This window comes from Aeromonas sp. FDAARGOS 1415 (genome assembly GCF_019048365.1).
GTDB classification, from domain to species: domain Bacteria; phylum Pseudomonadota; class Gammaproteobacteria; order Enterobacterales; family Aeromonadaceae; genus Aeromonas; species Aeromonas taiwanensis.
This window is the reverse complement of sequence record NZ_CP077363.1, coordinates 2,694,315-2,720,239: the sequence shown is the minus strand read 5'-3', so window position 1 is coordinate 2,720,239 and position 25,925 is coordinate 2,694,315. Positions and strand designations below refer to the sequence as shown.

At 51.1% G+C, this 25,925-nt stretch carries 11 protein-coding genes and 11 pseudogenes; 9 read left to right on the top strand and 13 right to left on the bottom strand.

Annotation, left to right across the window (positions count from 1 at the left end; translation table 11 throughout):
* Nucleotides 1–69: 69 nt before the first annotated feature.
* From I6L45_RS12975 to I6L45_RS12965, 3 genes and pseudogenes are all read right to left on the bottom strand, one after another.
* Nucleotides 70–1,100: pseudogene (locus I6L45_RS12975) on the bottom strand (IS630 family transposase).
* A gap of 570 nt (nucleotides 1,101–1,670) precedes the next feature.
* Nucleotides 1,671–3,029, bottom strand: a complete 1,359-nt coding sequence (locus tag I6L45_RS12970) for a virulence-associated E family protein (protein WP_223931104.1) — start codon at nucleotides 3,027–3,029, stop codon at nucleotides 1,671–1,673.
* A 759-nt stretch (nucleotides 3,030–3,788) separates the two neighbouring features.
* Nucleotides 3,789–4,733: pseudogene (locus tag I6L45_RS12965) on the bottom strand (IS630-like element ISAhy2 family transposase); the annotation flags it as partial.
* 3 nt (nucleotides 4,734–4,736) lie between these two features.
* Between I6L45_RS12965 and istB the strand changes: the two are divergent.
* Nucleotides 4,737–5,030: pseudogene (gene istB, locus I6L45_RS12960) on the top strand (IS21-like element ISAs29 family helper ATPase IstB); the annotation flags it as partial.
* A gap of 179 nt (nucleotides 5,031–5,209) precedes the next feature.
* Here istB and I6L45_RS12955 read toward each other — a convergent pair.
* Together I6L45_RS12955 and I6L45_RS12950 are read right to left on the bottom strand one after the other, a co-directional pair.
* On the bottom strand, nucleotides 5,210–6,475 hold the full coding sequence (locus I6L45_RS12955) for a diguanylate cyclase (RefSeq protein WP_059169929.1): 1,266 nt from the start codon (nucleotides 6,473–6,475) through the stop codon (nucleotides 5,210–5,212).
* A 69-nt stretch (nucleotides 6,476–6,544) separates the two neighbouring features.
* Nucleotides 6,545–7,312, bottom strand: a pseudogene (locus tag I6L45_RS12950) (IS1595-like element ISKpn3 family transposase); the annotation flags it as partial.
* A gap of 88 nt (nucleotides 7,313–7,400) precedes the next feature.
* Between I6L45_RS12950 and I6L45_RS12945 the strand changes: the two are divergent.
* The 3 genes and pseudogenes from I6L45_RS12945 to I6L45_RS12935 form a co-directional block, all read left to right on the top strand.
* Nucleotides 7,401–8,775, top strand: a pseudogene (locus I6L45_RS12945) (IS1634-like element ISAs25 family transposase); the annotation flags it as partial.
* Nucleotides 8,776–8,836: 61 nt separating this feature from the next.
* Nucleotides 8,837–9,990, top strand: a protein-coding gene (locus tag I6L45_RS12940) for an IS3 family transposase (protein WP_216982260.1) whose coding sequence is annotated in 2 segments (ribosomal slippage) — nucleotides 8,837–9,074 and nucleotides 9,074–9,990 — 1,155 coding nt in all. Because the reading frame shifts where the segments join, the coding sequence is not laid out codon by codon here.
* 17 nt (nucleotides 9,991–10,007) lie between these two features.
* A pseudogene (locus I6L45_RS12935) lies at nucleotides 10,008–10,253 on the top strand (IS1634 family transposase); the annotation flags it as partial.
* Between the two features lie 19 nt (nucleotides 10,254–10,272).
* On the opposite strand, the pseudogene I6L45_RS12930 reads toward I6L45_RS12935, so the two are convergent.
* Together I6L45_RS12930 and I6L45_RS12925 are read right to left on the bottom strand one after the other, a co-directional pair.
* A pseudogene (locus tag I6L45_RS12930) lies at nucleotides 10,273–10,464 on the bottom strand (transposase); the annotation flags it as partial.
* Between the two features lie 471 nt (nucleotides 10,465–10,935).
* The gene (locus I6L45_RS12925; protein ID WP_042019807.1) at nucleotides 10,936–11,376 is read right to left on the bottom strand and encodes an antitoxin Xre/MbcA/ParS toxin-binding domain-containing protein; all 441 of its coding nucleotides are present in this window, start codon (nucleotides 11,374–11,376) and stop codon (nucleotides 10,936–10,938) included.
* Between the two features lie 270 nt (nucleotides 11,377–11,646).
* Here I6L45_RS12925 and I6L45_RS12920 point away from each other — a divergent pair.
* Nucleotides 11,647–11,739: pseudogene (locus I6L45_RS12920) on the top strand (IS5/IS1182 family transposase); the annotation flags it as partial.
* A 94-nt stretch (nucleotides 11,740–11,833) separates the two neighbouring features.
* On the opposite strand, the gene I6L45_RS12915 reads toward I6L45_RS12920, so the two are convergent.
* A complete protein-coding gene (locus I6L45_RS12915) occupies nucleotides 11,834–13,990 on the bottom strand; it encodes a bifunctional diguanylate cyclase/phosphodiesterase (protein WP_254204321.1) in 2,157 nt (718 codons plus the stop codon).
* A gap of 455 nt (nucleotides 13,991–14,445) precedes the next feature.
* On the opposite strand from I6L45_RS12915, the gene I6L45_RS12910 reads away from it, so the two are divergent.
* Both I6L45_RS12910 and I6L45_RS12905 read left to right on the top strand, forming a co-directional pair.
* Nucleotides 14,446–15,357, top strand: coding sequence for an IS5 family transposase (locus I6L45_RS12910; protein ID WP_069785382.1), 912 nt, complete (start codon nucleotides 14,446–14,448; stop codon nucleotides 15,355–15,357).
* Nucleotides 15,358–15,731: 374 nt separating this feature from the next.
* A pseudogene (locus tag I6L45_RS12905) lies at nucleotides 15,732–16,367 on the top strand (IS630 family transposase); the annotation flags it as partial.
* A 45-nt stretch (nucleotides 16,368–16,412) separates the two neighbouring features.
* On the opposite strand, the gene katG reads toward I6L45_RS12905, so the two are convergent.
* Nucleotides 16,413–18,587 (bottom strand): catalase/peroxidase HPI, encoded by a 2,175-nt coding sequence (gene katG, locus I6L45_RS12900; protein WP_069785383.1) that lies wholly within the window; start codon nucleotides 18,585–18,587, stop codon nucleotides 16,413–16,415.
* Nucleotides 18,588–18,825: 238 nt separating this feature from the next.
* Between katG and I6L45_RS12895 the strand changes: the two are divergent.
* Nucleotides 18,826–19,740 (top strand): annotated as a pseudogene (locus I6L45_RS12895) (IS4-like element ISAeme3 family transposase); the annotation flags it as partial.
* A gap of 57 nt (nucleotides 19,741–19,797) precedes the next feature.
* Here the strand turns inward: I6L45_RS12895 and I6L45_RS12890 are convergent.
* A complete protein-coding gene (locus tag I6L45_RS12890; RefSeq protein WP_024946304.1) occupies nucleotides 19,798–20,715 on the bottom strand; it encodes an IS5 family transposase in 918 nt (305 codons plus the stop codon).
* Nucleotides 20,716–20,791: 76 nt separating this feature from the next.
* On the opposite strand from I6L45_RS12890, the pseudogene I6L45_RS12885 reads away from it, so the two are divergent.
* Nucleotides 20,792–21,154 (top strand): annotated as a pseudogene (locus I6L45_RS12885) (IS4 family transposase); the annotation flags it as partial.
* A 33-nt stretch (nucleotides 21,155–21,187) separates the two neighbouring features.
* Here the strand turns inward: I6L45_RS12885 and I6L45_RS12880 are convergent.
* The 3 genes from I6L45_RS12880 to I6L45_RS12870 all read right to left on the bottom strand — a co-directional run bounded on the left by I6L45_RS12880 (nucleotide 21,188) and on the right by I6L45_RS12870 (nucleotide 25,460).
* Nucleotides 21,188–21,676, bottom strand: coding sequence for a TIGR00645 family protein (locus tag I6L45_RS12880; protein WP_109422348.1), 489 nt, complete (start codon nucleotides 21,674–21,676; stop codon nucleotides 21,188–21,190).
* A gap of 252 nt (nucleotides 21,677–21,928) precedes the next feature.
* Nucleotides 21,929–22,876: an IS30-like element ISAs2 family transposase gene (locus tag I6L45_RS12875; protein ID WP_139700491.1), complete on the bottom strand. Its 948-nt coding sequence runs from the start codon at nucleotides 22,874–22,876 to the stop codon at nucleotides 21,929–21,931.
* A 313-nt stretch (nucleotides 22,877–23,189) separates the two neighbouring features.
* Nucleotides 23,190–25,460 (bottom strand): hypothetical protein, encoded by a 2,271-nt coding sequence (locus I6L45_RS12870; RefSeq protein WP_216982259.1) that lies wholly within the window; start codon nucleotides 25,458–25,460, stop codon nucleotides 23,190–23,192.
* Nucleotides 25,461–25,925: the final 465 nt, after the last annotated feature.

The window sequence follows — 25,925 nt, the reverse complement described above, 5'->3', positions numbered from 1 at the left end:
ATGGAGATTTGCAGACCGACACATTGTATTGACTGTGACTGCCACTCTAAATAACTGATCCCAATAGTGCTACACCTTCGCTGTACCATAGCCATTCCCCGGGAAAGGAGACACGGTATCCATGAAGTGTTTCACTCGGGCCAGCAGGCTGGCCATTCCTCTGCATTGATGATTGCGCGTGATGGTTTCATGTAACTTGTGCCACAGCCGTTCGATGTGATTAACCCAAGGGCTGTAAACTGGCTGGAACACCAGGCAGAACTTGGGGTTCTTCTTCAACCATCGCTCGGTCTGTTTGCTTTTGTGAATGATGTAGTTATCGAGGATCAGTGTGATGGTTTTGGCTCGTCGGTAGTGGCGACGCAGCTTTTCCAGCATGGCGATAAACAGCGATGAGTTTTTCTTTATCCCGCTGACGTAAAGTACTCTTCCATTGCCTGCATGGAGAACGCCTGCCAGGTAATGTTTGGCGTTCTTTCCAGGTGTGACAACCCGCTTTTGCTGCGCTCTGAACATCCAGTCGGCCCCTAATTTGGGATTAAGGTCTATATCGACTTCATCCTCATAAAACACCGGATTATCTGCATCACAGCGGGCCAGTGCCGCGTCGATATTAGCCATTTTCTCCTGATAGGCAGGGTCTTTTATCCGCAAGGTCGGCACGGGCCTTCGCCAGACAATGCCCATACGCGGTAACCATCGGCGGAGCGTGGAGGCTGCCATATTGAGCCCCATTAACGATTGATTTTGATAGCCAATAGTTCGGTACACCAACGGCTGCGCTGATAACCAAAATCTTGCGGAGAAAACTGCATGAGCAGCACCAGTAAGGTGACAATCTTGGCGACAGGTAAGATCGGGGCACGGCCAGCCGGTAAGGCTTCTAACGCCCCCACACCTTCATCCCGATACCACCGAAGCCAACGGCCGATGGTCGAGCGAGCAGCGCCGGTAAGGTGATGAACATCAGTGATCGTGCGTCCTTCATGTAACAGCAAGATGGCCATCAAGCGACGAGCATGCCCTTTATCACGCGTGGCATGGATGATTTTGTGAATGCGGCGCCGTTGTGGTCGTGGCAGGGGTGGTAGGATAGGCATCAACTCAGTCCTTTTGGTGTGGCTTGTTTTGTTTCGCGCCTAATGAGATCGCACAAACTGGACTGAGTTCCCTTCCTCCTGTGATCTACTATTCGGAACAGCTATTTAGAGTACTCGTACCGCTTCTACAGGTGACATGGAGCACACGTCGTCGATAAACCTTGTCTATTCAGGTGTTGGATGTTAATCAGAATATACCAAGGGTGTGACTGTGGATCGTTTGCCGTTGAATAACGGCAATTAAAAATAATTGGTTAATCATTGTTTAAACCACCTAATCAACCTAAAGCACCACATTCGTAGGTTTATTTTCGCTAATGGTTAGATGGTTAATTAGGTTCGCTATAAAGGATAAGTATATTGACAGTTTTGAATTATACTCACCCATACTTCACAATTTTATTTTCATTAAAATTACTTAACTACCTAACCATAACTATCACTCAATCAGTAATAATGTGGTTTATGGATGGTTAGCAACATTGTAATGTTCACTTAACCAGAATCTAATTCATTAACCATTAGCAGCATCTTTTGATAAAAAACACCCGCCTCAGTGGCGGGTGTTTTTTACTTTGTCACTTTATCTATCCTATTTGTTCCAATCATTGGCAAACAGTACAGTGTTTGATTAGCTCGGCCTTTTTTGCTCTGTATTTTCCCCTCGCTTGCGAGCATCTTGAGTGCTTTACCACAAGAAGCTGCCATATTGGCCTTCTCTCCATGCAGCTTGCACAACTCACTCGCAATAATCCATTTGGTATTATTATTTTCCCCTGAAAGATAATGATGGCAAATAAGGTCGTACCAAGTTCCCTTATCAGTGTGGGCATCGTTTATAGACGCAGCTTGAATGACTGTCGTTTCATCCAGATACCAAGAGGCCCCATCATCATATTTTGCCTTCACCTCCAACCAAAACTGCCGTAACCTCTCGGGTTCGGTGTGACGCACTCGCCCCTCATCCCAACTCCAGCCAAGAATTTCATTTAGAGCATCCATATTTGCTGGTGACGCCAACTCGATCACCGCAAACCGCGAACTCCCTGTAGCATCTCTCAGGAAACCAGTGCCGTTAACCGTGCCAATAAAACTAGTTTGACGTCGCTTAACAGTGAAATTGCGCCCATATGGCACTCGAAAACGGTCATGATCTCTCGTTAAAAACGCTTTCAAACTGCCAGCCTCATGCCTAGTGGTACTCTCAAGTTCGGCCAATTCTACCACCCACGCGGAAACTGCGCGTCTCACATCATCAGGCACATCGGGATTGATGGAGCAATCCAGTGTTGACCCAGGCACCACAGTGGCAATATGGCGTATCCATGCAGATTTTTTGAATGATTGGCCACCCGCGAGGACCGGAACCAATTTTGATATCCAATTGGGTTCATATAATGCAGCAATACATCCAATCAACCATGGATAAATTACCTGAGCTGCATACCTTGGGTTGACCGCACCTAGGGTGGCTATAACCTTATCCACTCGTAATTTACCGTCCCACGGCATCCCGTTCTCCAGCCAACTACGTACAGGATGATAACTATGCTGTTCACAAATCGCGGTCAAATGATCATCAATTGCCCTGTCTGACAGATGTGCATGCTGGCAGGCATCAACCAGCGCAGATCGCTGACCTGCATCAGAGAGACCTAGGCGCTGATTATCAGAATTAGCGACCTCTGGTTCAGCCGTCATCTGGTTGAAACGCGGGATCCAGTTATTGTGTAAAATAATAGCATGCAGATTACGGCTGGTCCTCATCGGTCGACTATTTGGCAAAAGGTCCGGCAACGTCAATTGCTCGCTTTTGTCCATGACTTTCGCGAAAACTACATTTTTGTCCTGCTGCTCATTATTTCTCTGATCTTGCTGGTCGTACGTCAGGAGTTCACACTCAAATATTGTTTCATTTCTTTGTCTCATTGTTATTATCCTCGGCCTTATAGACCTGCTTTTTATATATAATATGCATTACCACTTGGATTTAATTTTAATTATAACCAAAATCAGCCTGTTATAAATCGCGCGTGAAATATCAAAAGATGCTTTACCTTTAGTTTATTCCTATGAGACCAGACATGCTTAAACTGTGCTTCGTGTACAATGTCACTTGTAACGACCATACGAGTATAGTGCACAGGAATTCAGAGATAACATTTCAACAAAACCAGTAGAATACGTTATATCTACATAGGCCAACCTGTCTATGTGCCGATGAAGATATGACTATTCCCATCAAAGATCAATAGGACGAAAAAAATAAATTGACATTTTGTGGGATTTATTTATCAAGCCTAATAATTGCACCTAGAATTACAACGAATATATATAAACACTAATTCCTAGTGACGAAACATGGCTATTTAAACTGCTAGGTTATCGATAAATTTCCGGACGTCGCAGTAGTTATGGCCGCACAGCTAGAGCAGTTCTCGGCATGTCGCATACTGTCCAAAATTGCAGCGGCTAAAACAACTACAGAGGAGAGACCAATCGCCAGCATTGTAGATACAGAACTGGATCACATGCACCACGACCAGTGGTGCAACCTAGAAAAAGAAAAAAATGGCTACTGAGCCTATCTTGCCTGGGGGCGAGAACCGACAGATCTATGAGCAATCCTCGCTACGCGAGAATGATGTAGCCACATCGTTATCTTCTAAATAACTGATCCCAATAGTGCTACACCTTCGCTGTGCCATAGCCATTCCCCGGGAAAGGAGACACGGTATCCATGAAGTGTTTCACTCGGGCCAGCAGGTTTGCCATCCCTCTGCATTGATGATTGCGCGTGATGGTTTCATGTAACTTGTGCCATAGCCGTTCTATGTGATTAACCCAAGGGCTGTAAACTGGCTGGAACACCAGGCAGAACTTGGGATTCTTCTTCAACCATCGCTCGGTCTGTTTGCTTTTGTGAATGATGTAGTTATCGAGGATCAACGTGATGGTTTTGGCTCGTCGGTAGTGGTGGCGCAGCTTTTCCAGCATGGCAATAAACAGCGATGAGTTTTTCTTGATCCCGCTGACGTAAAGTACCCTTCCGTTGCCTGCGTGGAGAACGCCTGCCAGATAATGCTTGGCATTCTGCCCCGGTGTGACAACCCGCTTTTGCTGCGCTCTGAACATCCAGTCGGCTCCTAATTTGGGATTGAGGTCTAAATCGACTTCATCCTCATAAAACACCGGATTATCGGCATCACAGCGGGCCAGCGCGGCGTCGATATTCGCCATTTTTTCCTGATAGGCTGGGTCTTTTATCCGCAAGGTCGGCACGGGCCTGCGCCAGACAATGCCCATACGAGGTAACCATCGGCGGAGCGTGGAGGCTGCCACATTGAGCCCTGTTAATCGATTGATTTTTATAGCCAATAGTTCAGTACACCAACGGCTGCGCTGATAACCAAAATCTTGCGGAGAAAACTGCATGAGCAGCACCAGTAAGGTGACAATCTTGGCGATAGGTAAGACTGGGGCACGGCCAGCCGGTAAGGCTTCTAGCGCATCTATGCCTTCATCTCGATACCACCGAAGCCAATGACCGATGGTCGAGCGCGCAGCGCCGGTAAGGTGATGAACATCGGTGATCGTGCGTCCTTCATGTAACAGCAAGATGGCCATCAAGCGACATTGGGTCAACTGGCAAGGATAGAGCTGCTGATCCTGGATGACTGGGGACTGGAGGCGGTGAATGCCGAACAGCGCAACGCACTGCTGGAGATCATGGATGATCGGTATGGGAAATACTCGACGATAGTGGTCAGTCACCTGCCAACTGAAGAGTGGTACGCGAGCTTGGGTGACAACACCCTGGCAGATGCGATCCTGGACCGGCTGATGCACAACGCTCACCGGCTGCCACTGAAGGGAGAATCGATGAGGAAGAGGAGAAGTGAGTTGACCCAATCTGAACAGTCGAGTTAGAAACGAGATGACGTGAGCGCGTTAAGGATCAGGGTGTTCACGTTGGCCGGAGTGGCTGTTCAACTTCGCCGGAATACGCACTGACGGCGCTTACTGCTGAATTCACTGTCGGCGAAGGTGAGCTGATGACTCATGATGAACCCTTTTTCATGGCTCCAGATGACAAACATGATCTCATATCAGGGACTTGTTCGCACCTTCCCTAACGTTAGTTGGTTTCGACCATTACGTTTTGACTTATACAAGGCTTCATCGCAACGGCTGATCAGCTGCTCTAAACTTTCTTTCTGAAATAATGATGCAACTCCCAGTGACACGGTGACCTTGCCTACATTCTGAAACTGCTCTGAAGCAATTCGCAATCGCAAACGTTCAGCTAATTCTGCCGCGACCATATCAGTGCAATTCTCAAGCAGGATCAAAAACTCCTCGCCGCCCCAACGAATTATCCGATCATTACCCCGAACCGACTTTCGAAGCAGACCCGATACTTGAGCTAAAATCTGATCACCAACAGGATGCCCAAAGCTATCATTAATCTGCTTAAAGTGGTCAATATCGCAAAGAATGAGACTCATGGACTCTTCCCGGCTAAGAGTAAAGCTATAAGCCTCACTTAACAACGCCTTACCATGATTGCGGTTAAACAAACCAGTTAGTTGATCCACTGTTGCCGATTCACGAAGCGCCTGCTCTTCAAGAAGTCGCTCAGTGACATCTTTTCCAACACTAACATAGTTAGTAATGTTACCAGCTTGGTCTTTGATAGCGGAGATACTCTGCTCAGAATGATACAAGGTACCGTCTTTACGTTTATTAATGAAAATTGCCTGGAACGTCTTTGCTGTCATTAAAGACGCTTTTAAGTTCTTATAAAAGTCATCGTCGTGTAAGCCTGACTTGAAAAGTGTTGGTGTATTGCCGATTAATTCTGATTCTTCGTAACCGCTAACCTGGATAAACGATTGATTAGCATAGATTATCTTTGCATGCGCATCGGTAACGAGTATCGGCTCTGCTGCGGCATCCAGTGCCTGACCAAGAATTTTACTGGTATCTTCTACCTTGGCATAAGCAGTCATATCTTGCTGCACTGAAACAAAGTGCGTGATGTCACCCACCTCATCTCGTACCGGTGAGATATTCCAGCGCACCAAATATGGCGAACCGTCTTTGCGGTAATTAGTAGTCATACCCTCGAAGTATTCACCACTGGTAAGACAACTTCTAAGCCGGTTAATCACCTCCTGATCTGTAGCAGGGCCTTGTAACATCTTCAATGACTGACCATACAACTCATCAATTGCGTAACCTGTCATCTGACAAAAAGCAGGGTTCGCAATTTTTACAGGATATCCTGCTGCCCTGTCAGCACTGGTAATCACAACCGCGTTCCAAGACTGCATAATCGCCATTTTCAGCAAGCTAAGTTCAGAACTTCCCATCGAATTTTTCTCTTCCGCTGAAAACAAAAGACTGACATGAACAGCTTATATAATCAAGGCCTTACCTGATTACCCATGACCCTCAGCCAGCTTCAAGAGCCGATATGGCATCGGAGGGCTTGCCACGACTGCATGCCCCAATTCAACCAACATGCTCTTGAGGTCAAAACGATGATTAAACCGGAAGCAGTATTCCGCAAGATGCCTTGGTAAATGCTTCGCTCCGAGCGTATGGCAACTGCCCCGCAGCGAGTTTTTCACATTTCCTATCATCGTGTTTACCCAGTTGAATGCCGGATGATCCAGCCAGTCCAGGTTGCCCCCGGTGACAACACCCAGGTGCTCACAATTGGCCTCCTTGACCGCTTTGAAACAGGCCAATCCATCGGATATCACCGCGCTACCACTGGCAATATGCCGTTTTGCCCAATCAGCAACGGACTTGGTTTTGAAACCATCGACCACCGTCATCCGCATCTTGATTGGATGTCCTTCCTTGTTCAGGGCCACTGCTGCCACAAACGGCGTCTTGCCTGCCGCGCCCCGACCCCGTTTGCCACCACGGCGCTCGCCACCCCAGTAGACATCATCGAGCTGAATGATGCCGCTGATGGGCTGCTTGTCATCGGATTCTTTCGTGGCTTGCAGCAGCAGCTTGTGCTTGAGCATCCAGGCGGTGTCATATTTGACGCCCAACTGGCGCTTTAGCTCCATCGCTGACAAGCCTGTTTTGGTTTGTGACAACAGGTGCATTGCCAGAAACCACTTGGTCAGTGGGAGCTTGGTGTTTGCGAAAATCGTGTTTCCAGTCAATGACATCTGGTGACGGCAGTGATCCGTCATTCCGCACCTGATTTTGCTATTTTCAGTGCTTGACGGCGATCGGCCGTTCTGATCTATTACTCTCTTTTGCAGGTAGATCATCATGGCCGCACCCGCTATCTCGATCCGTAACCTCGATCACCTTGGTTTGGTCGCCGCACTCTGCCAGGAACTGGGCATTGCCCGCATGATCGATGCCTTGCTCCCCAAAACCCCGCCTTTCAAGGTCTCACATGGTGAAGCCTTGGTCGCCATGATAGTGAACGGCCTCGGCTTTCACAGCAGCACCCTGCACATGTTCCCGCAATTCTTCGCTAACAAGCCGGTTGAGCGCCTGATTGGCCCCGGGATCTGTGCTGATGACCTCAATGATGATGTGCTCGGTCGCTGTCTCGATGCCCTCTTTGAGGCCGATGTCAGCGCCTTGTATCAGGTGATGGCGGCGCAAGTTGTCGAGCGGCTGGGGCTCAAAAGCACCGCAGTGCACCTCGATATTACCAGCTTCCACGTCGATGGCGCCTATGACTGTGCCGATGGGGATCTGGTCGGTAAGCTGCAACTGGTGCGTGGTTATAGTCGTGATCACCGGCCAGAGCTGAATCAAGTGATCCTTGAGCTCATCTGTGAAAATCAGGCCGGCCTACCTGTCTATATGCAGGCCCTGAGCGGCAATAGTAATGACACCAAAGCCTTTGCCCAGACCGTTCGTCGCCATTTGAGCAGTCTCAAGGCCGCGCAGGAGTGCCGTTATCTGGTCGGCGATGCCGCACTGTACTGCGCCGATACCTTGCAATTACTGGCGCAACAGCAGCAACTATTTGTGACCCGGGTGCCCGTCACTCTCAATGAGGCAAAGCAGGCCGTGGCAACCATAGGTGCACAACCGCTGACCGCTCTGGGCAATGGCTATCATGGCCGTTGGCAACACGCGAATTATGCCGGGGTCGCGCAACGTTGGTTGCTGGTGCGCAGCGAACAAGCCAGCCACCGCGAGCAGCAGACATTGGCCAAAAACCTGCTCAAAGACAGTACCCGCGAGCTCAAAGCCTTCGCCAAATTGTGTGCCCGACGCTTTGCTTGTGAGGCGGATGCCCAAGCTGAGTTGAGCTGTTTTACCGCCAGCTTGATGCTGCTGCAACTGGATGCCGAAGTGGTAGGTGAACCCGTTTATACAGGACGTGGCAGACCCAAGCGTGGCGAAGAGCCAATTGGCCATCAGTTTCAAATCACTGGGTTGGCGGCAACTAGCCTGGCTTGCGTTGAAGAGGCCCGCAACCAGACCGGGGTGTTCATCCTGGCGACCAATGACCACAGCGATACGCTGAACCATGGCCGAACTTTTGGCCACCTATAAAGCGCAGCAGAATGTCGAACGGGGCTTTCGTTTTCTCAAGAGCCCGGAGTTTTTAACCTCCTCACTGTACCTGAAAAAGCCGGAGCGGATTGAAGCGTTGCTCATGGTGATGACCTGTAGCCTGAATCGCCCCTACTTTCCTAGACACCCCAAGAGCCTCAAACTGAGGTCATTCAGGAGGTGTTATGAGCAAACAGCAACGTTACACGGAAGAATTCAAATTGGCCGCCGTCAAGCAAGTGACTGAGCGGAATTACCCAGTGGCAGAGGTTGCTGAGCGGCTTGGTGTTTCCAGCCATAGTCTTTACGCCTGGATCAGGCGCTACAGCCAACCCGACGTGCAGCAACAGCATGACTCCAGCCAGCAAGCCGAAATTAGGCGCCTCAAGGCTGAACTGCGCCGCGTCACCGATGAGCGAGATATCTTAAAAAAGGCCGCCGCGTACTTTGCCAAGCTGTCAGGGTAAGGTACGCCTTCATCCGGGAGCACGCGTCCACATATCCCATCCGCAGACTGTGTCGAATGATGAATGTCCACCCGAGCGGTTATTACGCCTGGCAGCTCCAGCCTTTATCTGCCCGAGCCCTGGAAGACCAACGCCTCCTGGGCCAGATCAAGCAATGTTGGCTAGAAAGCGGGGGCGTCTATGGTTATCGTAAGATCCGGGATGACCTGCGAGAGATGGGAGAGACCTGCGGGAAACACCGGGTGGCGCGATTAATGCGTCATGAGGGTTTACGTTCACAAACCGGTTATCGTCGCCGTCCCGGTCATTATGGTGGCCAGCCGGCAGTGGTTGCACCGAATCATCTTGAGCGCCAGTTCGATGTGACTGAGCCAAATAAGGTCTGGGTAACGGACATCACTTATATCCGAACCCATGAAGGCTGGCTCTATCTGGCCGCAGTATTGGATTTGTTTTCACGACAAGTCATTGGTTGGTCAATGAGGCCAAGGATCGACCGAGAGCTAGCCATCAGCGCGTTACTGATGGCGGTGTGGCGACGGCGACCTGAGCAGGAAGTGTTGGTTCATTCCGACCAAGGTAGCCAGTTTAGCAGCTATGACTGGCAGGATTTTTTGCGGGAGCACCGGCTCAAGGCCAGCATGAGCAGACGTGGTAACTGTCATGATAACGCGGTGGCGGAGAGTTTCTTCCAGCTCCTAAAACGCGAGCGGATCCGACGTAAAACCTATGCGGATCGCGAGGAGGCCCGGCGGGATGTGTTCGATTACATTGAAATGTTTTACAACCCCAAGCGTCGGCACAGTTTCAACAACGGGCTATCGCCAGTAGAGTGTGAAAAGCAATATTTCGAACGGCTCAAAAGTGTCTAGAGAAGCCGGGGCGATTCAGCCTGATGATTTACGCAGCGTTGGAGCACCGGATCCGGCAGGGATTAGTGGAGCAGAATCGCAGTGTGGCGGATATGAAAAAGAAACCGACCCAGCAGCCGACGGCCCGTTGGATCTTTTTGCGCTTTGGTGGCATCCATGAATATCGACTGGGAGAAGCTCCGCCACAAGTAACGGAGCTAACAGGAGACCAGCAGATCATTTTGGAGGTATTGGGTGAGCGCTATCGGCAAATTTATTCCTAAATCAGGTGCGGAATGTCGGGTGATTGCATTGCCACACACGTGGCCGCCTTCTCAGGCGACAACAGGTCTTGTTGGCACATTCAGGGCAGACAAAGCCGTTAGGAAAACGCCAAGTGAACAGCGCGTTTTCGCACTGAGCCTCAGTGCCATAGTCCTTGAGAAACTCAAACAGGCTGTAGCCTTTCTGGAATTGGATTTTGCTTTTGGCCATGATCTCGCACCTCGATAACTGTACGTAAGATCAGTATAGTTCGTGGTAACTGACTGCTAATCATGGGTAATCAGGTATTTTATTGATACTATGTTTTCTATTTTCTATTTTCTATTTTCTATTTTCTATTTTCTATTTTCTATTTTCTATTTTCTGTCAGATCATAGAAAAACCATTACCAAGTGATGGTGCATTGATTTTCAAGCTAACTTAATGAATTTTAATTCATCAACACCAACTCACTGATTGAATAAAAATAAGGTGTGGGTTTGTAAAACTGGTCTCTCTTCGCTGCGCAGCAGCGGAATGTTGAAATGGAAAAAATTTATTTATAGCTCTCATAATTAGTAAATGGACAGTTTTCCAATTTTTTCAAGTGGGGGGATGTGAAAAAATCTTCAAAATCAATCTGGTTGATCAAATTTCAATCTATTATGCTAGTTTTAGCATATAAGCCAGCCGACTTATTACTTATTGACAAACCCCATGCTCAATCCGCCCTACAAGCTCGACAACAGCCTGGACTCCCATCTGTGTAGTCAACAACGTGGCTGGAGCCACGCCACCGAGCCCCCAGGCTGTGCGGTTTAACCATGACACAGCCTTGATGGCATCGTTCCTGTGGAAGAGGAGTACCACATCGAGGGCCTGTGCAACTCCGTATACCCTGGCACCCTGCGATATTGATAGGGGAACCTCAATCCGAAGCTTTCGGGCCAGTGCACTCCGGCTAATACCAGCCCATTGGCAAACCGTCCCCACATCCGTCTTCATCAATTCAGCGAGCCGATAGAGTATGTCCGGTGATACGCCAGCCACGATCCATAGATGTGCTCCTAGTGGGTCACGAGGAATACCAAGAGCTTCTAGGAGAAAGTTCGCAGTAGCTGCTTGATAGGTTGCATAGGGCATCATGTAGCATTCCTCATTATACAAACACGACCTCTCATGAGCTATCCTACCCCAAACTGTCGTTTTCAGTAGAAGATTAGCAACAAAACGCCCCTGCATTGAGGAGGGCTGATGACCGAGTTGGTCTGTACTGAATCAGGTTTAGGCATTGAACTTGGATAGGGAGATAATAAGAATAATATGGCGTTGTTTCCCAAATCGATGCAGCTTGAATGGAACTAACTGAGGACTTGGTGATCTGATCACCACCATCCTTTTCAAGTCTGCATCATGGGCACGTCGCTTCACTCCATCATCAACTGGCCTAAATACAACAAATCTTTGATTAATCGTGGTTCACTCACCTTCTGGGTTGATGCCGATCTGGCCATCTGTTGCTCCTGGTGTGAACTGCCTTGTTGCGATAGGGAGAACGTGCAGGCTGCACCGTTTGACGGGACGGGTGGCAGCATTTGAGTCATGTTGTCGCAGCGTACCCAGAGCCAAGGCAAGGCGCAATCGGTGAATGCGTGATGGGCGCAGATAGGGGGCAGGTTAAGGCGGACACGCTGTCTGGGATTGCCACCTCGGCGCAGCAGTGCGCCAGCAGTTGGTCACCCGTCATGGGACGCCCGAGCAGATACCCCTGTAGGGTGTCGCAACCGAGCAGGGTCAGCAGGGCGCGCTGTTCCTCGGTTTCTACCCCTTCGGCCACGATGCGCATCTCTAGGGCTTGGCCCAGGGCGATGATGGCACCGATGATGGTGGCATCGTCCCCCTGTGGCGCCAGCGTGGTGACGAAGCCCCTGTCTATCTTGAGCTCGTTGGCGGGAAAGCGCTTGAGGTAGAGCAGGCTGGAGTAGCCGGTGCCGAAGTCGTCGATGGAGATGCCAAGGCCGAGCTCGGCCAGACGGTTGAGGATGGCGAGGCTCTCCTCGGCCTTCTGCATGGCGGTGGATTCGGTGATCTCCAGGGTCAGGTGACGGGCCTCTAGCCGATGGCGGGCGAGGGCGCCCTGCACCTCCTCCAGCAGCCCGGGGCTGGCGAGCTGGATGGTGGAGAGATTGACTGCCACGCTCCAGTCGTGATGACCCGCCGCCCGCCAGGCGCTCATCTGGCGGCACGCCTCGTCGATGACCCAGTTGCCGATGGGGATGATGAGCCGGCTCTTCTCCGCCAGCGGCAGGAAGCTGGCCGGCGAGACGGCACCATGCTCCGGGTGCTGCCAGCGCAGCAGGGCCTCGGCGCCGACCACCTGGCCGCTGCGGGCACAGTATTTGGGCTGGTAGTGCAGGGCCAGCTCCCCCCGCTCCAGGGCGTGTTGCAGCTCCTTGTGCAGCAGGAACTGCTGGTGGGCGTTGGCGTTCATGGCGCTGTCGAAGTAGTAGTAGTCGTTGCGCCCCTGCTCCTTGGCGTAATACATGGCGGCATCGGCGTTGAGGGTCAGCTCGTGCAGGCTGGTGCCATCCTGGGGATAGACGGCAATGCCGATGCTGGCGGTGATGTGCAGGCTGTGGTGCTCCCACTCATAGGGCTGTGCCAGCGTGGCCAGCAGACGCTCGGCGAAGGCTGTGGTCTGGCCGATGTCCCCCGGCGCCAGGGCCAGTACGAACTCATCCCCCCCGAAGCGCGAGGCGGTATCATTGGGGCCAAGCAGAGCAGTGATCCGCTCCGCCACTTCGACCAGCAGCAGATCCCCGGTGTGGTGGCCGTGGGCATCGTTGATGATCTTGAAGCCGTCGAGATCGAGAAACAGCAGGGAGAAGCTGCGCTGGCTGTGCTGACACTCCTGAATGCGCTGCTCCAGGCGGTCGGCGAACAGCAATCGGTTGGGCAGCCGGGTCAGGCTGTCGTGCAGCGCCAGCTTGAGCAGCTCGTTGTGAGCCTGGTGGAGGGAGGTCGAGAGGCGCGCGGCGTGGGCATCCAGCATGGAGAGGACCAGGGCGATGGCGAACACCGCCAGGGTCACTATGATGACCACGGTCGCCAGCCACTGGGTGTCGAGCCCGGTGTAGAGGGCGCCGCACAGGCTCCCTTCCGGAAACTGGGCCGCCGCCATGCCGGTGTAGTGCATGCCGATGATGGCGCAGCCCATGACGAGGGAGGCGCAAGCCTTGCTGAAGAAGGCGCGCGGGCTGCTGTTGCGCAGCCTGAACGCAATCCAGAGGGCGGCCCCGGAGGCGAGCACTGCGATGAGGATGGAGAGGACGAAGAGCCCCCTCTGGTAGTGGATGCCGGGTATTATCTTCATCGCCGCCATGCCGATGTAGTGCATGGTGGCGATCCCGGCCCCCATCAGCACGGCTCCGAACAGGATCCGGCCCCAGGGGAGCTGGGGGCGGCTCACCAGCCAGAGGGCGAAAGCCGAGGAGCCGATGGCCGCGACCAGGGAGAGGCCGGTGAGGGGGAGATCGTAGCCGAGCGCGATGGGCAGGTTGAAGGCGAGCATGCCGATGAAGTGCATGGACCAGATACCGAACCCCATGGCAAAGGCACCCCCCGTGAGCCAGAGGGCGGCGCCCCATCCCTGGCTTTGGCTCACCCGGCTCGTCATGTTCAGCGCCGTGTAGGAGGCGAGCACCGCCAGCAGGATGGAGAAGAACACCAGGTCGTTGCTGTAATAACTGTCGAGCATGGGGTGGGTCGCGGTCACTTGATTCACTCTGGGATGGATAACGGTCCGAGCCATGGCCTGGCTGGAGATAAAAATCGGGCTGAGGATTGTACACAAGAGGTGTCACAAACCGTACAGAGATACGCACCAAAATGAGCCCAGGATCAGAGTAAAAACACTGAATTTACCCCTTGATGGCAATTTCCTCCGCCCCTTGTCCGAAGGCGGGTTCCAAATTTTCCCGCGTGAAAAGCAGGGGTAAAGATGAATGTGAAGTTCCCGCTCAGTGACACTCGCTAGCCCACTGCCAGCTTGGCGACCTCTTTCCACATGAAGGAAGGCATTGGTGTCATCAGGCGTCATTTAATGTTCAAAAATGATACGCGAAGGGCGTTGTTCCCAAATCGATGCAGCGTGAATGGAACTAACTGAGGACGCAGTGATCTGATCACTACCATTCCCTTCAAGTCTGCATCATGGGCGCGTCGCTTCACTCCATCACTAACTGGCCTCAATACAACAAATCTTTGATTAAGCGTGGCTCGCTCACCTTCTGGGTTGATGCCGAGGTCATGAACAACTGGTTCCACCACGACCATCACGGACGACGGGGCCGCAGCCAGCTCTACACCGACCAGACCATCTCAACCTTCCTGATGCTCAAGGGGATTTTTAACCTCACGCTTCGCGCAACTCAGGGGCTACTCGACTCCTTGTTCGAGTTGATGAATGTGCCGCTGTGCGCACCGGACTATAGCTGCGTAAGCAAGCGGGCCCGCACGGTAACGGTGGCCTATCGGCAGCCGGCCAAGGGGCGTATCACCGACCTGGTCATCGACTCGACCGGTCTGAAGGTATTTGGTGAAGGCGAGTGGAAGGTCAGAAAACACGGCGCCGAGAAACGGCGAGTGTGGCGCAAGCTGCATCTGGCGGTGGACCCGGCAACCCACGATATCGTGGCAGCAGAAGTGTCACTGGAGAATGTCCATGATGCCGAGGTGCTGCCAACCTTACTCAATCCACTGCGGCGTAAGCTGGGCCGGGTTTATGCGGATGGCGCCTACGACAGCAAAGCCAGCCATCAGCTTATCTCGTACAAAGGGGCGACAGCCTGTATCCCACCTCGCAAGAACGCTGGCCTATGGGAAAAGGGACATCCAAGAAATGAGGCTGTGCAGGTAATGCGCAAGGAAGGGCTGGCGCACTGGAAGAAGATATCGGGGTATCACCGTCGCTCGCTGGCGGAAACAGCGATGTATCGGTTCAATCAGTTGCTGGCGGGGAAAATCAGTCTGCGAACATACAACGGTCAGGTAGGGGAAGTGATGGCGTATGTTGGAGCAATAAACAAACTGAACAGCCTTGGTCTGCCCGTCAGACAGCCCTGAGTGTAGCGGTCACTTGGGGCTGGGGAAGCTGTGCTCTTACAACTGATTTGGGCAACAACGCCGAATAATATGCTTCCATACTCTAGTTTGTGTGGAGAGAAATATTTCTTATCATCGACTCATTCTGTGAGCCAATGATATTGTCCTATCGGCTCATTTCGTGAGCCGAACAAGATCCTTCATCGGCTCATCTGGTGAGGTGGTCTCAACGCTCACTACTACCTAGATTTAATTTTTGGTTACATAGTTTCATTGCAGGTTGGAGCTAAATAGCTGTTCCGAATAGTAGATCACAGGAGGAAGGGAACTCAGTCCAGTTTGTGCGATCTCATTAGGCGCGAAACAAAACAAGCCACACCAAAAGGACTGAGTTGATGCCTATCCTACCACCCCTGCCACGACCACAACGGCGCCGCATTCACAAAATCATCCATGCCACGCGTGATAAAGGGCATGCTCGTCGCTTGATGGCCATCTTGCTGTTACATGAAGGACGCACGATCACCGATGTTCATCACCTTACCGGCGCTGCTCGCTCGACCATCGGCCGTTGGCTTCGGTGGTATCGGGATGAAGGTGTGGGGGCGTTAGAAGCCTTACCGGCTGGCCGTGCCCCGATCTTACCTGTCGCCAAGATTGTCACCTTACTGGTGCTGCTCATGCAGTTTTCTCCGCAAGATTTTGGTTATCAGCGCAGCCGTTGGTGTACCGAACTATTGGCTATCAAAATCAATCGGTTAATGGGGCTCAATATGGCAGCCTCCACGCTCCGCCGATGGTTACCGCGTATGGGCATTGTCTGGCGAAGGCCCGTGCCGACCTTGCGGATAAAAGACCCTGCCTATCAGGAGAAAATGGCTAATATCGACGCGGCACTGGCCCGCTGTGATGCAGATAATCCGGTGTTTTATGAGGATGAAGTCGATATAGACCTAAATCCCAAATTAGGGGCCGACTGGATGTTCAGAGCGCAGCAAAAGCGGGTTGTCACACCTGGAAAGAACGCCAAACGCCCCGTTCCCGGGGCGTCGGGAACGGGGCACCTGCCAGCGTCATCAGGCGAGATCGAAGCGATCCAGGTTCATCACCTTGGTCCAGGCCGCCACGAAGTCCTTCACGAACTTCTCCTTGGCATCGGCACTGGCGTAGACCTCTGCCAGGGCGCGCAGCTGGGAGTTGGAACCGAACACCAGATCGACCCGGGTTCCGGTCCACTTCACCTTGCCGTTCTTGCGATCACGGCCTTCATAGACTCCCTGGCTGCCCGCCGCCAGCTTCCACTCCGTGCCCATGTCGAGCAGGTTGACGAAGAAGTCGTTGGAGAGGGTACCCGGGGCGGCGGTAAAGACCCCGTGGCAGTTGCCCGCGTTGGTGCCGAGCACCCGCATGCCGCCCACCAGTACCGTCATCTCGGGGGCACTCAGGGTGAGCAGTTGCGCCTTGTCGATCAGCATGGTCTCCGCGAAGCCCGCGCACTCACCCGCGTAGTTGCGAAATCCATCGGCGAGGGGCTCGAGCACCGCGAAGGAGTCCACATCGGTCTGGGCCTGGGAGGCATCCATTCGGCCCGGAGTGAAGGGCACGGTCACGGCGACACCGGCTCTCTTCGCGGCCTGCTCGACCCCCACGCCGCCCGCCAGCACGATGAGGTCGGCGAGGGATACCCGCTTGCCGCCGGTGGCGGAAGCGCTGAAGGTCTGCTGTATCCCGTCGAGGGCCTGAAGCACTTTCGCAAGCTGGGCAGGCTGGTTCACGGCCCACTCCTTTTGCGGAGCCAGGCGGATGCGGGCACCGTTGGCGCCACCGCGTTTGTCAGAGCCACGGAAGGTGGACGCGGAAGCCCAGGCGGTCGACACCAGCTCAGCCACGGACAGGGAGGTCGCCAGGATCTGCTCCTTGAGCAGGGCCACGTCCTTGTCATCGATCAGGGGATGATTGACGGCGGGGATGGGGTCTTGCCAGATCAGCTCCTCTTTGGGTACTTCCGGCCCCAGGTAGCGGGCAATGGGGCCCATGTCGCGGTGGGTCAGCTTGAACCAGGCGCGGGCGAAGGCATCGGCAAAGGCCTGCGGATCCTCGTAGAAGTGGCGGGAGATCTTGCCAAACTCGGGGTCAAAGCGCAGGGTCAGGTCGGTAGTGAGCATGGTCGGCTTGTGGAACTTGCCCGGGATGTGCGCATCGGGAATGATCTCCGGGGCATCCTTGGCCACCCACTGCTTGGCGCCGGCTGGCGATTTGGTCAGCTCCCACTCGTAGTTGAACAGATTTTCAAAGAAGTTGTTGCTCCACAGGGCCGGTGTCTTGGTCCAGGTCACTTCGAGCCCGCTCGAGACGGTATCCTTGCCATAGCCGCTGCCGTAGTCGCTCATCCAGCCGAGGCCCTGGGCCTCCAGAGGCGCGGCTTCCGGCTCTGGCCCCTTGTGGGATTCGGGCGCGGCGCCGTGGGCCTTGCCGAAGGTGTGGCCGCCGGCGATAAGGGCGACCGTCTCTTCATCGTTCATGGCCATGCGACCGAAGGTGGAACGGATGTCCTTGGCCGCCTCCATGTAGTCACCGCTGGCGTTGGGCCCTTCCGGGTTGACGTAGATGAGGCCCATGTGGGTGGCCCCGAAGGGAGCCGTAAGCTCGCGATCGCCCTTGACCCGATCGGGATCGACCCCGAGCCAGGCAATTTCATCCCCCCAGTTGACGTCCTGATCCGGCTCCCACACGTCGGGCCGCCCACCGCCAAAGCCGAAGGTGCGAAAGCCCATGGTCTCCAGGGCGACGTTGCCGGCGAGGATCAGCAGATCGGCCCAGGAGATCTTGTTGCCGTATTTCTGCTTGATGGGCCAGAGCAGGCGACGGGACTTGTCGATGTTGACGTTGTCAGGCCAGCTGTTGAGGGGGGCGAAGCGCTGTTGGCCACGGCCGCCGCCACCGCGACCGTCGGTGGTGCGATAGGTGCCCGCAGCATGCCAGGTCATGCGGATGAACTGGGGGCCGTAGTGACCGAAGTCCGCCGGCCACCACTCCTGGGAATCCGTCATCAGCTTGACCAGATCTTTCTTGAGTGCCTTGTAATCCAGGCTCGCGAAGGCCTTGGCGTAGTCAAAGTCCTTGTCCATGGGATCGGCGCCGGGGGAATGCTGATGCAGCAGATCCAGCCGCAACTGGTTCGGCCACCAATCACGATTGGTTCTGCCGACGCCGGCGGTGTGGTTGAAGGGGCATTTGCTTTCTTCACTCATCTCTGTCTCTCCTTGGCAGTCATGTGCAATGCAGACAACTCAGTATGGGAACTTTTCCTGCAACCGGCGGGGCATGTGACAGGTTAGGCCTTGGACCGGCATCGGGGGGTTATCAATAACTCCTTATATTTCAGCTCATGTACAGGATCTTTAGCGCCAACCAATTGAAATAGATATAAAAAAGGCTTCGTTTGTGATCTAATTTTATCGCCAAACAAAATCAACACGCGCGAAGCCTATGACCATTATTAATGCTAATCACTATCTGGAGCAACTCCTGGCTCCCGCCGCACTCGAGCGCATTGCTCGGCTCTGCAAGTTTTGTCTGCGTCAGCGCGCCATTACCCCTGCCATGCTCGTACCTGCACTGTTGCGGGCCATGGGGGGCGACCAGGTCAATGACATTGCCAGCTTACACCGTCATTTCAATGCCTTGCAGCTGACGAAAGAGCATCAGGTTTCTTACAAACCGTTTCACAATCAGCTGCGTAAAGAGAGCTTTGCCCTGTTTATGAAAGCGCTGGTCGAACGGGCCATCGCCTTGCGTATCGACCATCAACTCAAATCGGCCTCCCTCGGCGCGTTCAAGCAGGTGTTATTGCACGATGGCACCTCCTTCGCGGTGCACCGGCGTCTGGCGGCTGACTTTCCCGGCCGGTTCAAGACCATCAGTCCGGCGGCTATCGAGTGCCATATGACCATGTCTCTGTCGGAGCAGAGCCCACTGTGCATGAGTGTGTCTGCCGATACCGCAGGGGAGGGGCAATTTCTCCCTGAGGCTCACAAGCTGGCCAACTGCCTGCTGCTGGCTGACGCGGGTTACATTGACAGGGCCTGGTTTGAGCAGGTGAACGACGCTGGCGGATTTTATCTGGTGCGAGGAACGCAAAGCCTGAACCCCAAGATAATCCAGGCCTGGCGCGGTGATGGACGGGAAGTGCCAAAACTGGCGGGACTGTCACTGAAAGAGGCAGGACGGCGGCGCTGTCGGGCCGAGGTGCTGGATATGGTGGTGAAGTCCGGCAAGGTCGAGTACCGCTTGATCCGACGCTGGTTTGCCGAGGAAAAGCGGTTCTGCTTGTGGATGACCAACCTGCCGCGAGCGGCATGGTCAGCAGAGCAGGTGATGAGCCTGTATCGCTGCCGTTGGCAGGGGCGTTGTTGATCAAATCCGTCGCTGGATGGCCGTTCCCCAACCCGTTGATACCACTCAATTCACTGGCTGGCGAACAGGCATACCAAGCCCTATCAGCTTGTTCATCACCTTCACGCCAGCCAGGATTTCGCCCACCTGGGCGTTGTAGTTCCGCAGGCTCAGCGTTGGCCCGATGAGTTGCTTGAACCGGTACATGGCGGTCTCGGCTATCGAGCGCTGGTGATAGCCGGAGTCTTTCTTCCATTGCTTCAGTTCACCGGCCTTGAGCGCCGTCACCGCCTCGTTGCGGGGATGGTCTTCCTCCCACGGTGCCGCATTTTTTCTCGGCGGTATGGTGGCTTTCGCCCCCTTCTTCTTCAGTAGCGCATGACAGGCCTTGGTGTCATACGCACCATCGGCGCTGACCTGTTTTATCTTGCGTCGTAAGGGGTTGAGCAACGTCGGTAACACCTCGTTATCCGCCACCGTCTCCAGGCTGACTTCGGCAGCGATGACCGCATGGGTTGTGGCATCCACCGCCAAGTGGAGCTTGCGCCACACTCGTCGCTTCTCCTTGCCGTGTTTGCGAATTTTCCATTCGCCTTCGCCATAGACCTTGAGGCCGGTGGCATCAATGACCAAGTGAGCCACCGGGCCTTGGCTGGGGAGGCGGTACTTGATGTCGACGGTCTTGGCGCGCTTGCTGATACAGCTATAGTCCGGCGACTGCAAAGGCACCGCCATCAGTTGGAACAACGAGTTAATGAAGCCTTCTAGCGCCCGCAGCGGCAACTTGAACAAGCCTTTTAGCATCAGGGCCGTCTCAATGGCGGTGTCACTGTAGTGGAAACCTCTCCCTCGGCGGCCATGGTGGACCAGGCAATGCCACTGCTTAATGGCTTGTTCGTCCATCCAGATGGTCAACGAACCGCGTTGCACCAAGGCTTGGTTGTACTGCTGCCAGTTGCTGATCTTGTGCTTGGACTTGCCCATCTGATGCTCTCGGAGACTGCGCTACAGGATCAGATCACCGAGATGACAGATAGTTCCCCGATTTGAGCAACAAGGCCGTTGGCAGGTGGAGTTGTTATTTAAAGAGTGGAAATCGCACAACCGGCTCAAGGGGTTTGTGACGGGGGAGAAAGCCATCGCCGAGGGATTGGTGTGGACGAGTTTGCTGTCGCTGGTGATGAAAAGGCGGGTCGCGCAGAGTGTGATGACAGGGAAGCTATCGATGTTGAAAGCGTCAAAGAACAGTACGACATGGTGGTTGCCGCTATTGGAAGCAGTGGCCCATAGAGCGCTGACAGAAATAAGGGAAAGACTGGAATGGGCAGCTGATTATTTGGCCAAGAACGCTTGCCGAACCAAGCAGAGAAAATCGATACAGAACAGGACCTTGGAAGGAGTTTTAAAGGGACTCAACGCTTAAGGTCCTGTACATGTATCACTATTAATAGCAGAACTATTTTCTGGTTATTTTATCGAGATAACCCATGGCGAATGCAGACAAAACAAAAGTGATATGAATCAAAAGATACCATTTTATTTTATCATTAGGAATATTCTCTGTATTCATAAACACTTTTAATAGGTGAATAGATGATATTGCCACAATAGATGCAGCTACTTTATTCTTGAGAGAACCTGCATCTAGCTTACCCAACCAGCCTAACTTATCGTCGTTATCCCCTACGTCTAACCTTGATACGAAGTTCTCATAGCCAGAAAACATCACCATAACTATTAGCCCACCAACAAGAGCAATATCTATAAGTGATAGCGTGACTAGCACTAACTCAACCTCTTTTATCTTCCATATGTTTGGGATTATATGGAATATTTCTTGGAAAAACTTCACTCCAAGTGCTACTAGTACCAGGCTGAGACCTAGATATATAGGAGCCATAATCCAGCGAGATGAATACATTAATTTCTCGAATGCTTTTTCCATACAGTTCGCCAAGCCTATTTTCTTTTTAACAAGTTAGATAACTATAAGCATTAATTCTACAGCCACCCCAAGTATTTTTATAAAGCCATTATTACATCTATGAAAACTTAATTCACATCAAAAGCCCCATCACAATATAAAACAATCTCGTTTCTATGTAGGATATACCATGAATAATCCTAGATAGATTATTGCCATAAAGATACTAACTTAGTATGAACCGCGAATTCAACTTCGAAGTGCGACACTCGCCTATGCCGCCTGACGGTACTCTTCGAATACCTTGACAGGCTGCCTGAATCCGAAACATTTCCGAGGTCGTAGGTTGAGCCACTGCTCCGCTCTCCTGACATCCTCGTCCGTGACCTCTCTAAGGTCTGTTCCCTTTGGGATAAACTGCCTCAACAGCCCATTGCTGTTCTCGTTCAGACCGCGCTCCCACGAAGAGTAAGGGTGCGCAAAGTAAGTCTCGGCACCCAGCGCTTCCTCTATCGCCTTGTGTTCGGCAAACTCGCCGCCGTTGTCAAAGGTGATGGTATGCACCTGTTCGATGTAGGGCGTTAACATCTCGATTATCGCATCCCGCACCACCCCAGCCTGTTTGCTCGCGACCCGCTTAACCAGATAGAGCCGGCTCTTGCGCTCCACCAGGGTGACCAGTGCACCTGTGCCTTGCTTGCCCAGCACCGTGTCCGCCTCCCAATCACCGAGCCGCTCCCGGCTATCGACGATAGCCGGCCGTTCATCAATAGAGCGGGCTTCCTTGATGGGAGAACGCAGGCTGCTCGCCCCCTTGCGGTAGCGCTTGTGGCCCTGGCGCAGATGGCGGTACAACTGGCCACCCCGGGCTTTGTCGGCGGCCACATGGCGGTATATCCACTCGTGACTCACCATGAGGCCTATCTGCTTGCCCACCGCGCTTATCTGCTCCGGGCTCCACCACCAGGCGAGTGTCAGCTCGACAAACTGGATGACATCGGCAGATAGCCGAGATTTGGCCGCACTGGCCCGTCGGTGGGTGGCGTGCTGATGCGCATTGTCTGGCTGGTAGCCCTGCGGCCCGGCGTTACGACGCAGCTCCCGGTAGAGGGTGGAGCGATGAACGCCAATGGCGCGTGCGGTGGCAAGGATGGACATCCCCTGTGCGCGAAGCACCGATAACTGGTATCGTTGCCCCTCGGTCAACTGCTGATAGCTCATGGTGATACTGCTTTTACTTTGGCGAGCAGAAGGGTACCACCAATCAGCAGTTGGCCACCTCTCGCCATTCATCCATGAGTGTCGCACTTATTATCTGAATTCCCGAAATAACTGTTAGGGAAGGTGCGAATAAGTACCCTATGAGCCAAAACTAAAAAGTTTAGCCATTTAATATCAATAATTTAGAATGGTGTGTTTTTGTGCCAAGTGACTTGTTAGCACCTTCCCTAACAAATAGACTGGATAAGCGTACAAAACACCGGTTCAAGACCGGTGTTTTTGATAGTAACAGCAATACCAATAGCGATCTATTTTAGTAACGGCTCATAATTTTAGCAACCCACTCTCTAATATCATTTGACAGACGCGCTTTTTTTACAGTTCTTTTTGAACGACCCGCCCCTGGTCCATCACGATAGTAATTTTGTTCCTGACTCATATAAGTTTCATAGCCAAAATTATTTTTAAGAAATGACTCTAAAAACTTAATTGGAATTTTCCTGTTAGATGGAATGATAAAATAGTCATTATTAAAGAATTTTTTTACTGCAATGAGTTCATGACCAAACTTAAATTTTCCATTCTCAATCCACTCTAGGAATTTATCGGCTTCATAACCACTGAAGGAATAATTGCCACTGAGATTTAATTCATTGGCGAGCGATCTTATCATTGCAAATGTTACGGATTCTTGACTATTAGAATCGTCAGCCAATCTATGTAATGGGATGTTATTCGTAATTATTCTGCGAGTATTTCCTCTATCATCAAATTTTATCAACTCCTCACTTAATTCCTCACCGTAAAAACGCTCAATATCAAAAGCTTCCTGAGCATAAAATTCACTTCTATTTAATAACCCGAAAATTCGCTCCTCCTCAGTTTTCAGCTCAGCCAACTCAAGCATTTTTTTATCTGAATTTTTCAGCTCAGGTAAAAGATAGCTAATTTTATACCCCTGTTGTTCCAGCATTGTTAGTAGGGTGAAATTATAATCCAAACACAATTTATGTTGAATAAACAATCGGTTAACCATATGCATTAATGTGGGGTTGTGGCAATACTCATGCAAACGTTCAATAGAATAATCACACCCCAACGCTGACATCACCAACTCTGTAATGATATGATCGCTATTTTTATATACCCTATTTTTGCCACCAAGAAGCGCTAAAAATGCATTATTAGCATTCCTCGCTCGGTGGACAAACTGCATAATATCATTAGGCTGAACGAGCCCATTTGAAAAAATTGCAGTAAATGTTAGATCCTTATCTGTGAAACTAAATCCATTTTTCACAACCGGTGTAAAAATTGACACCAGTTTACTGCTAACATTTTTGTTTATAGCACCATTAGGGAATTTACGAGCAGTGTCAGCATCGATTAATATTTTTTTTGGTGTATTTATTGCATTTACCAATACGTTAACATTTGATTTTTTTGCATTGTGTGCCTCGTCGCTAAATACAATACATTTTTTGCCACTTGATGCACGCTCATTGATCTTGTTTATAATATCTGGTTTAGTTGTTAAAAAGATTTCTGGCATATTCCTAGGTTTGGATGATCTATATACGAACACTTTTTTATTACTGAGCGTAGCTAAATCTGAAATAAAATCAAATGAGTCCTGACTTAAAAATGCATCGGCAATAACAACAGTGCTGGCATCAGCAATAATTTTTTTGAAATTATCCATCCTTTCAATATATTCATCAACTGAGACTCTCATGCCCAATTCTGAGTGCATTAAATTAAAAACATCCTCAAATTCATCTATAATTAAAGCTTGGCACTTATCCCGTACATGCTTATATTTTTTATTATATAAAATGCTCAGAGCAACACCATAGACACCGGTTTTATTTTTGGGAGTATCTGTCTGATAGTTTCGATTATCCAGATTGTGATACAGAGAATTATTGAAAGCTCGAGATGGATTTAAAAAAATAGGATGCATACCATTATTCCCAGCCTCGTCGAATGTGGGTATTAGGCAATTAGTTGTTTTACCAGTCCCTGGCGGAGTGACAACTATGTGAATCCCAGGGAAACGATCTAGACACAATCTTTCGTGACAAAGATCGATATTAGTTTCAGTAATATTATCATTCTTAGTATAGAAATTGTGCGCCAAAGATACCGCGCTCTTTTTAGCAAACAAGTGTTTGTTTATAGCCTCGGCGATTCTAGTATGGAATCGATTACTAGTTTGAGACCAAACATGATCAATTAGAGACGTCTGAGACATTATTTCTGGGCAAAAATGATGAGAGTTTAGCGCCACAAAATCAATTGCTTCTTGCTCCTCCACCTCATTTTTAGCATACCCGAGAAGCAGCAACCCTAGATTGACCTTGTTCGAACAAGTCTTAAACTCATGCCCATCAAGCACGACTGTGATCTTATAATCGAATGCAATTTTCACTGCATCAAATCCCGATTTATTGTCACTGATTAATCTTACTGAATTCCTAGACTCACCATCGCCAATAATTTCTACGATTTTATCCCTCAGCGCGTTAGATTCATCAACCCCAAATTTCAACTGGCAGTTATCGCCACAACTCAACACAATCATATCCACCTCATTTAGTTTTTATAATAATATGGTGGCGTTTTTCAACGCTACACTTTTATTATAGTTATTAAATATTTAAATACTTCTCTAGCATTCACACCCAAAATTTTGCGTAGGTATGCCCCTTAGAGATTTTTTAATCTCTTGGAAAAATTCATAAATATAAATTATGTATCTACATACACTGACTGGTATGTACGAAAAGAACGATATGCTTATTCCAAAGCGTTTGCAATAGGGTAAAGAAAAATATCTTGACTTTCTTCTTGAATTATTAGTTAAACATTATAATTGAGCCCTAAAATGGCAAAAATATCTATAAACTCTAATAATTTTGAGGGGATGAGTGTTCTATCTCAACAGTCAACTCGATTCAGAATCAGTCGTTCAATACAAAGTGGACAAGAACGATGTATGAGGTGCTTGTGACAAGGGCGGTCTTTGAGGTGATTTATTGTAACTGGT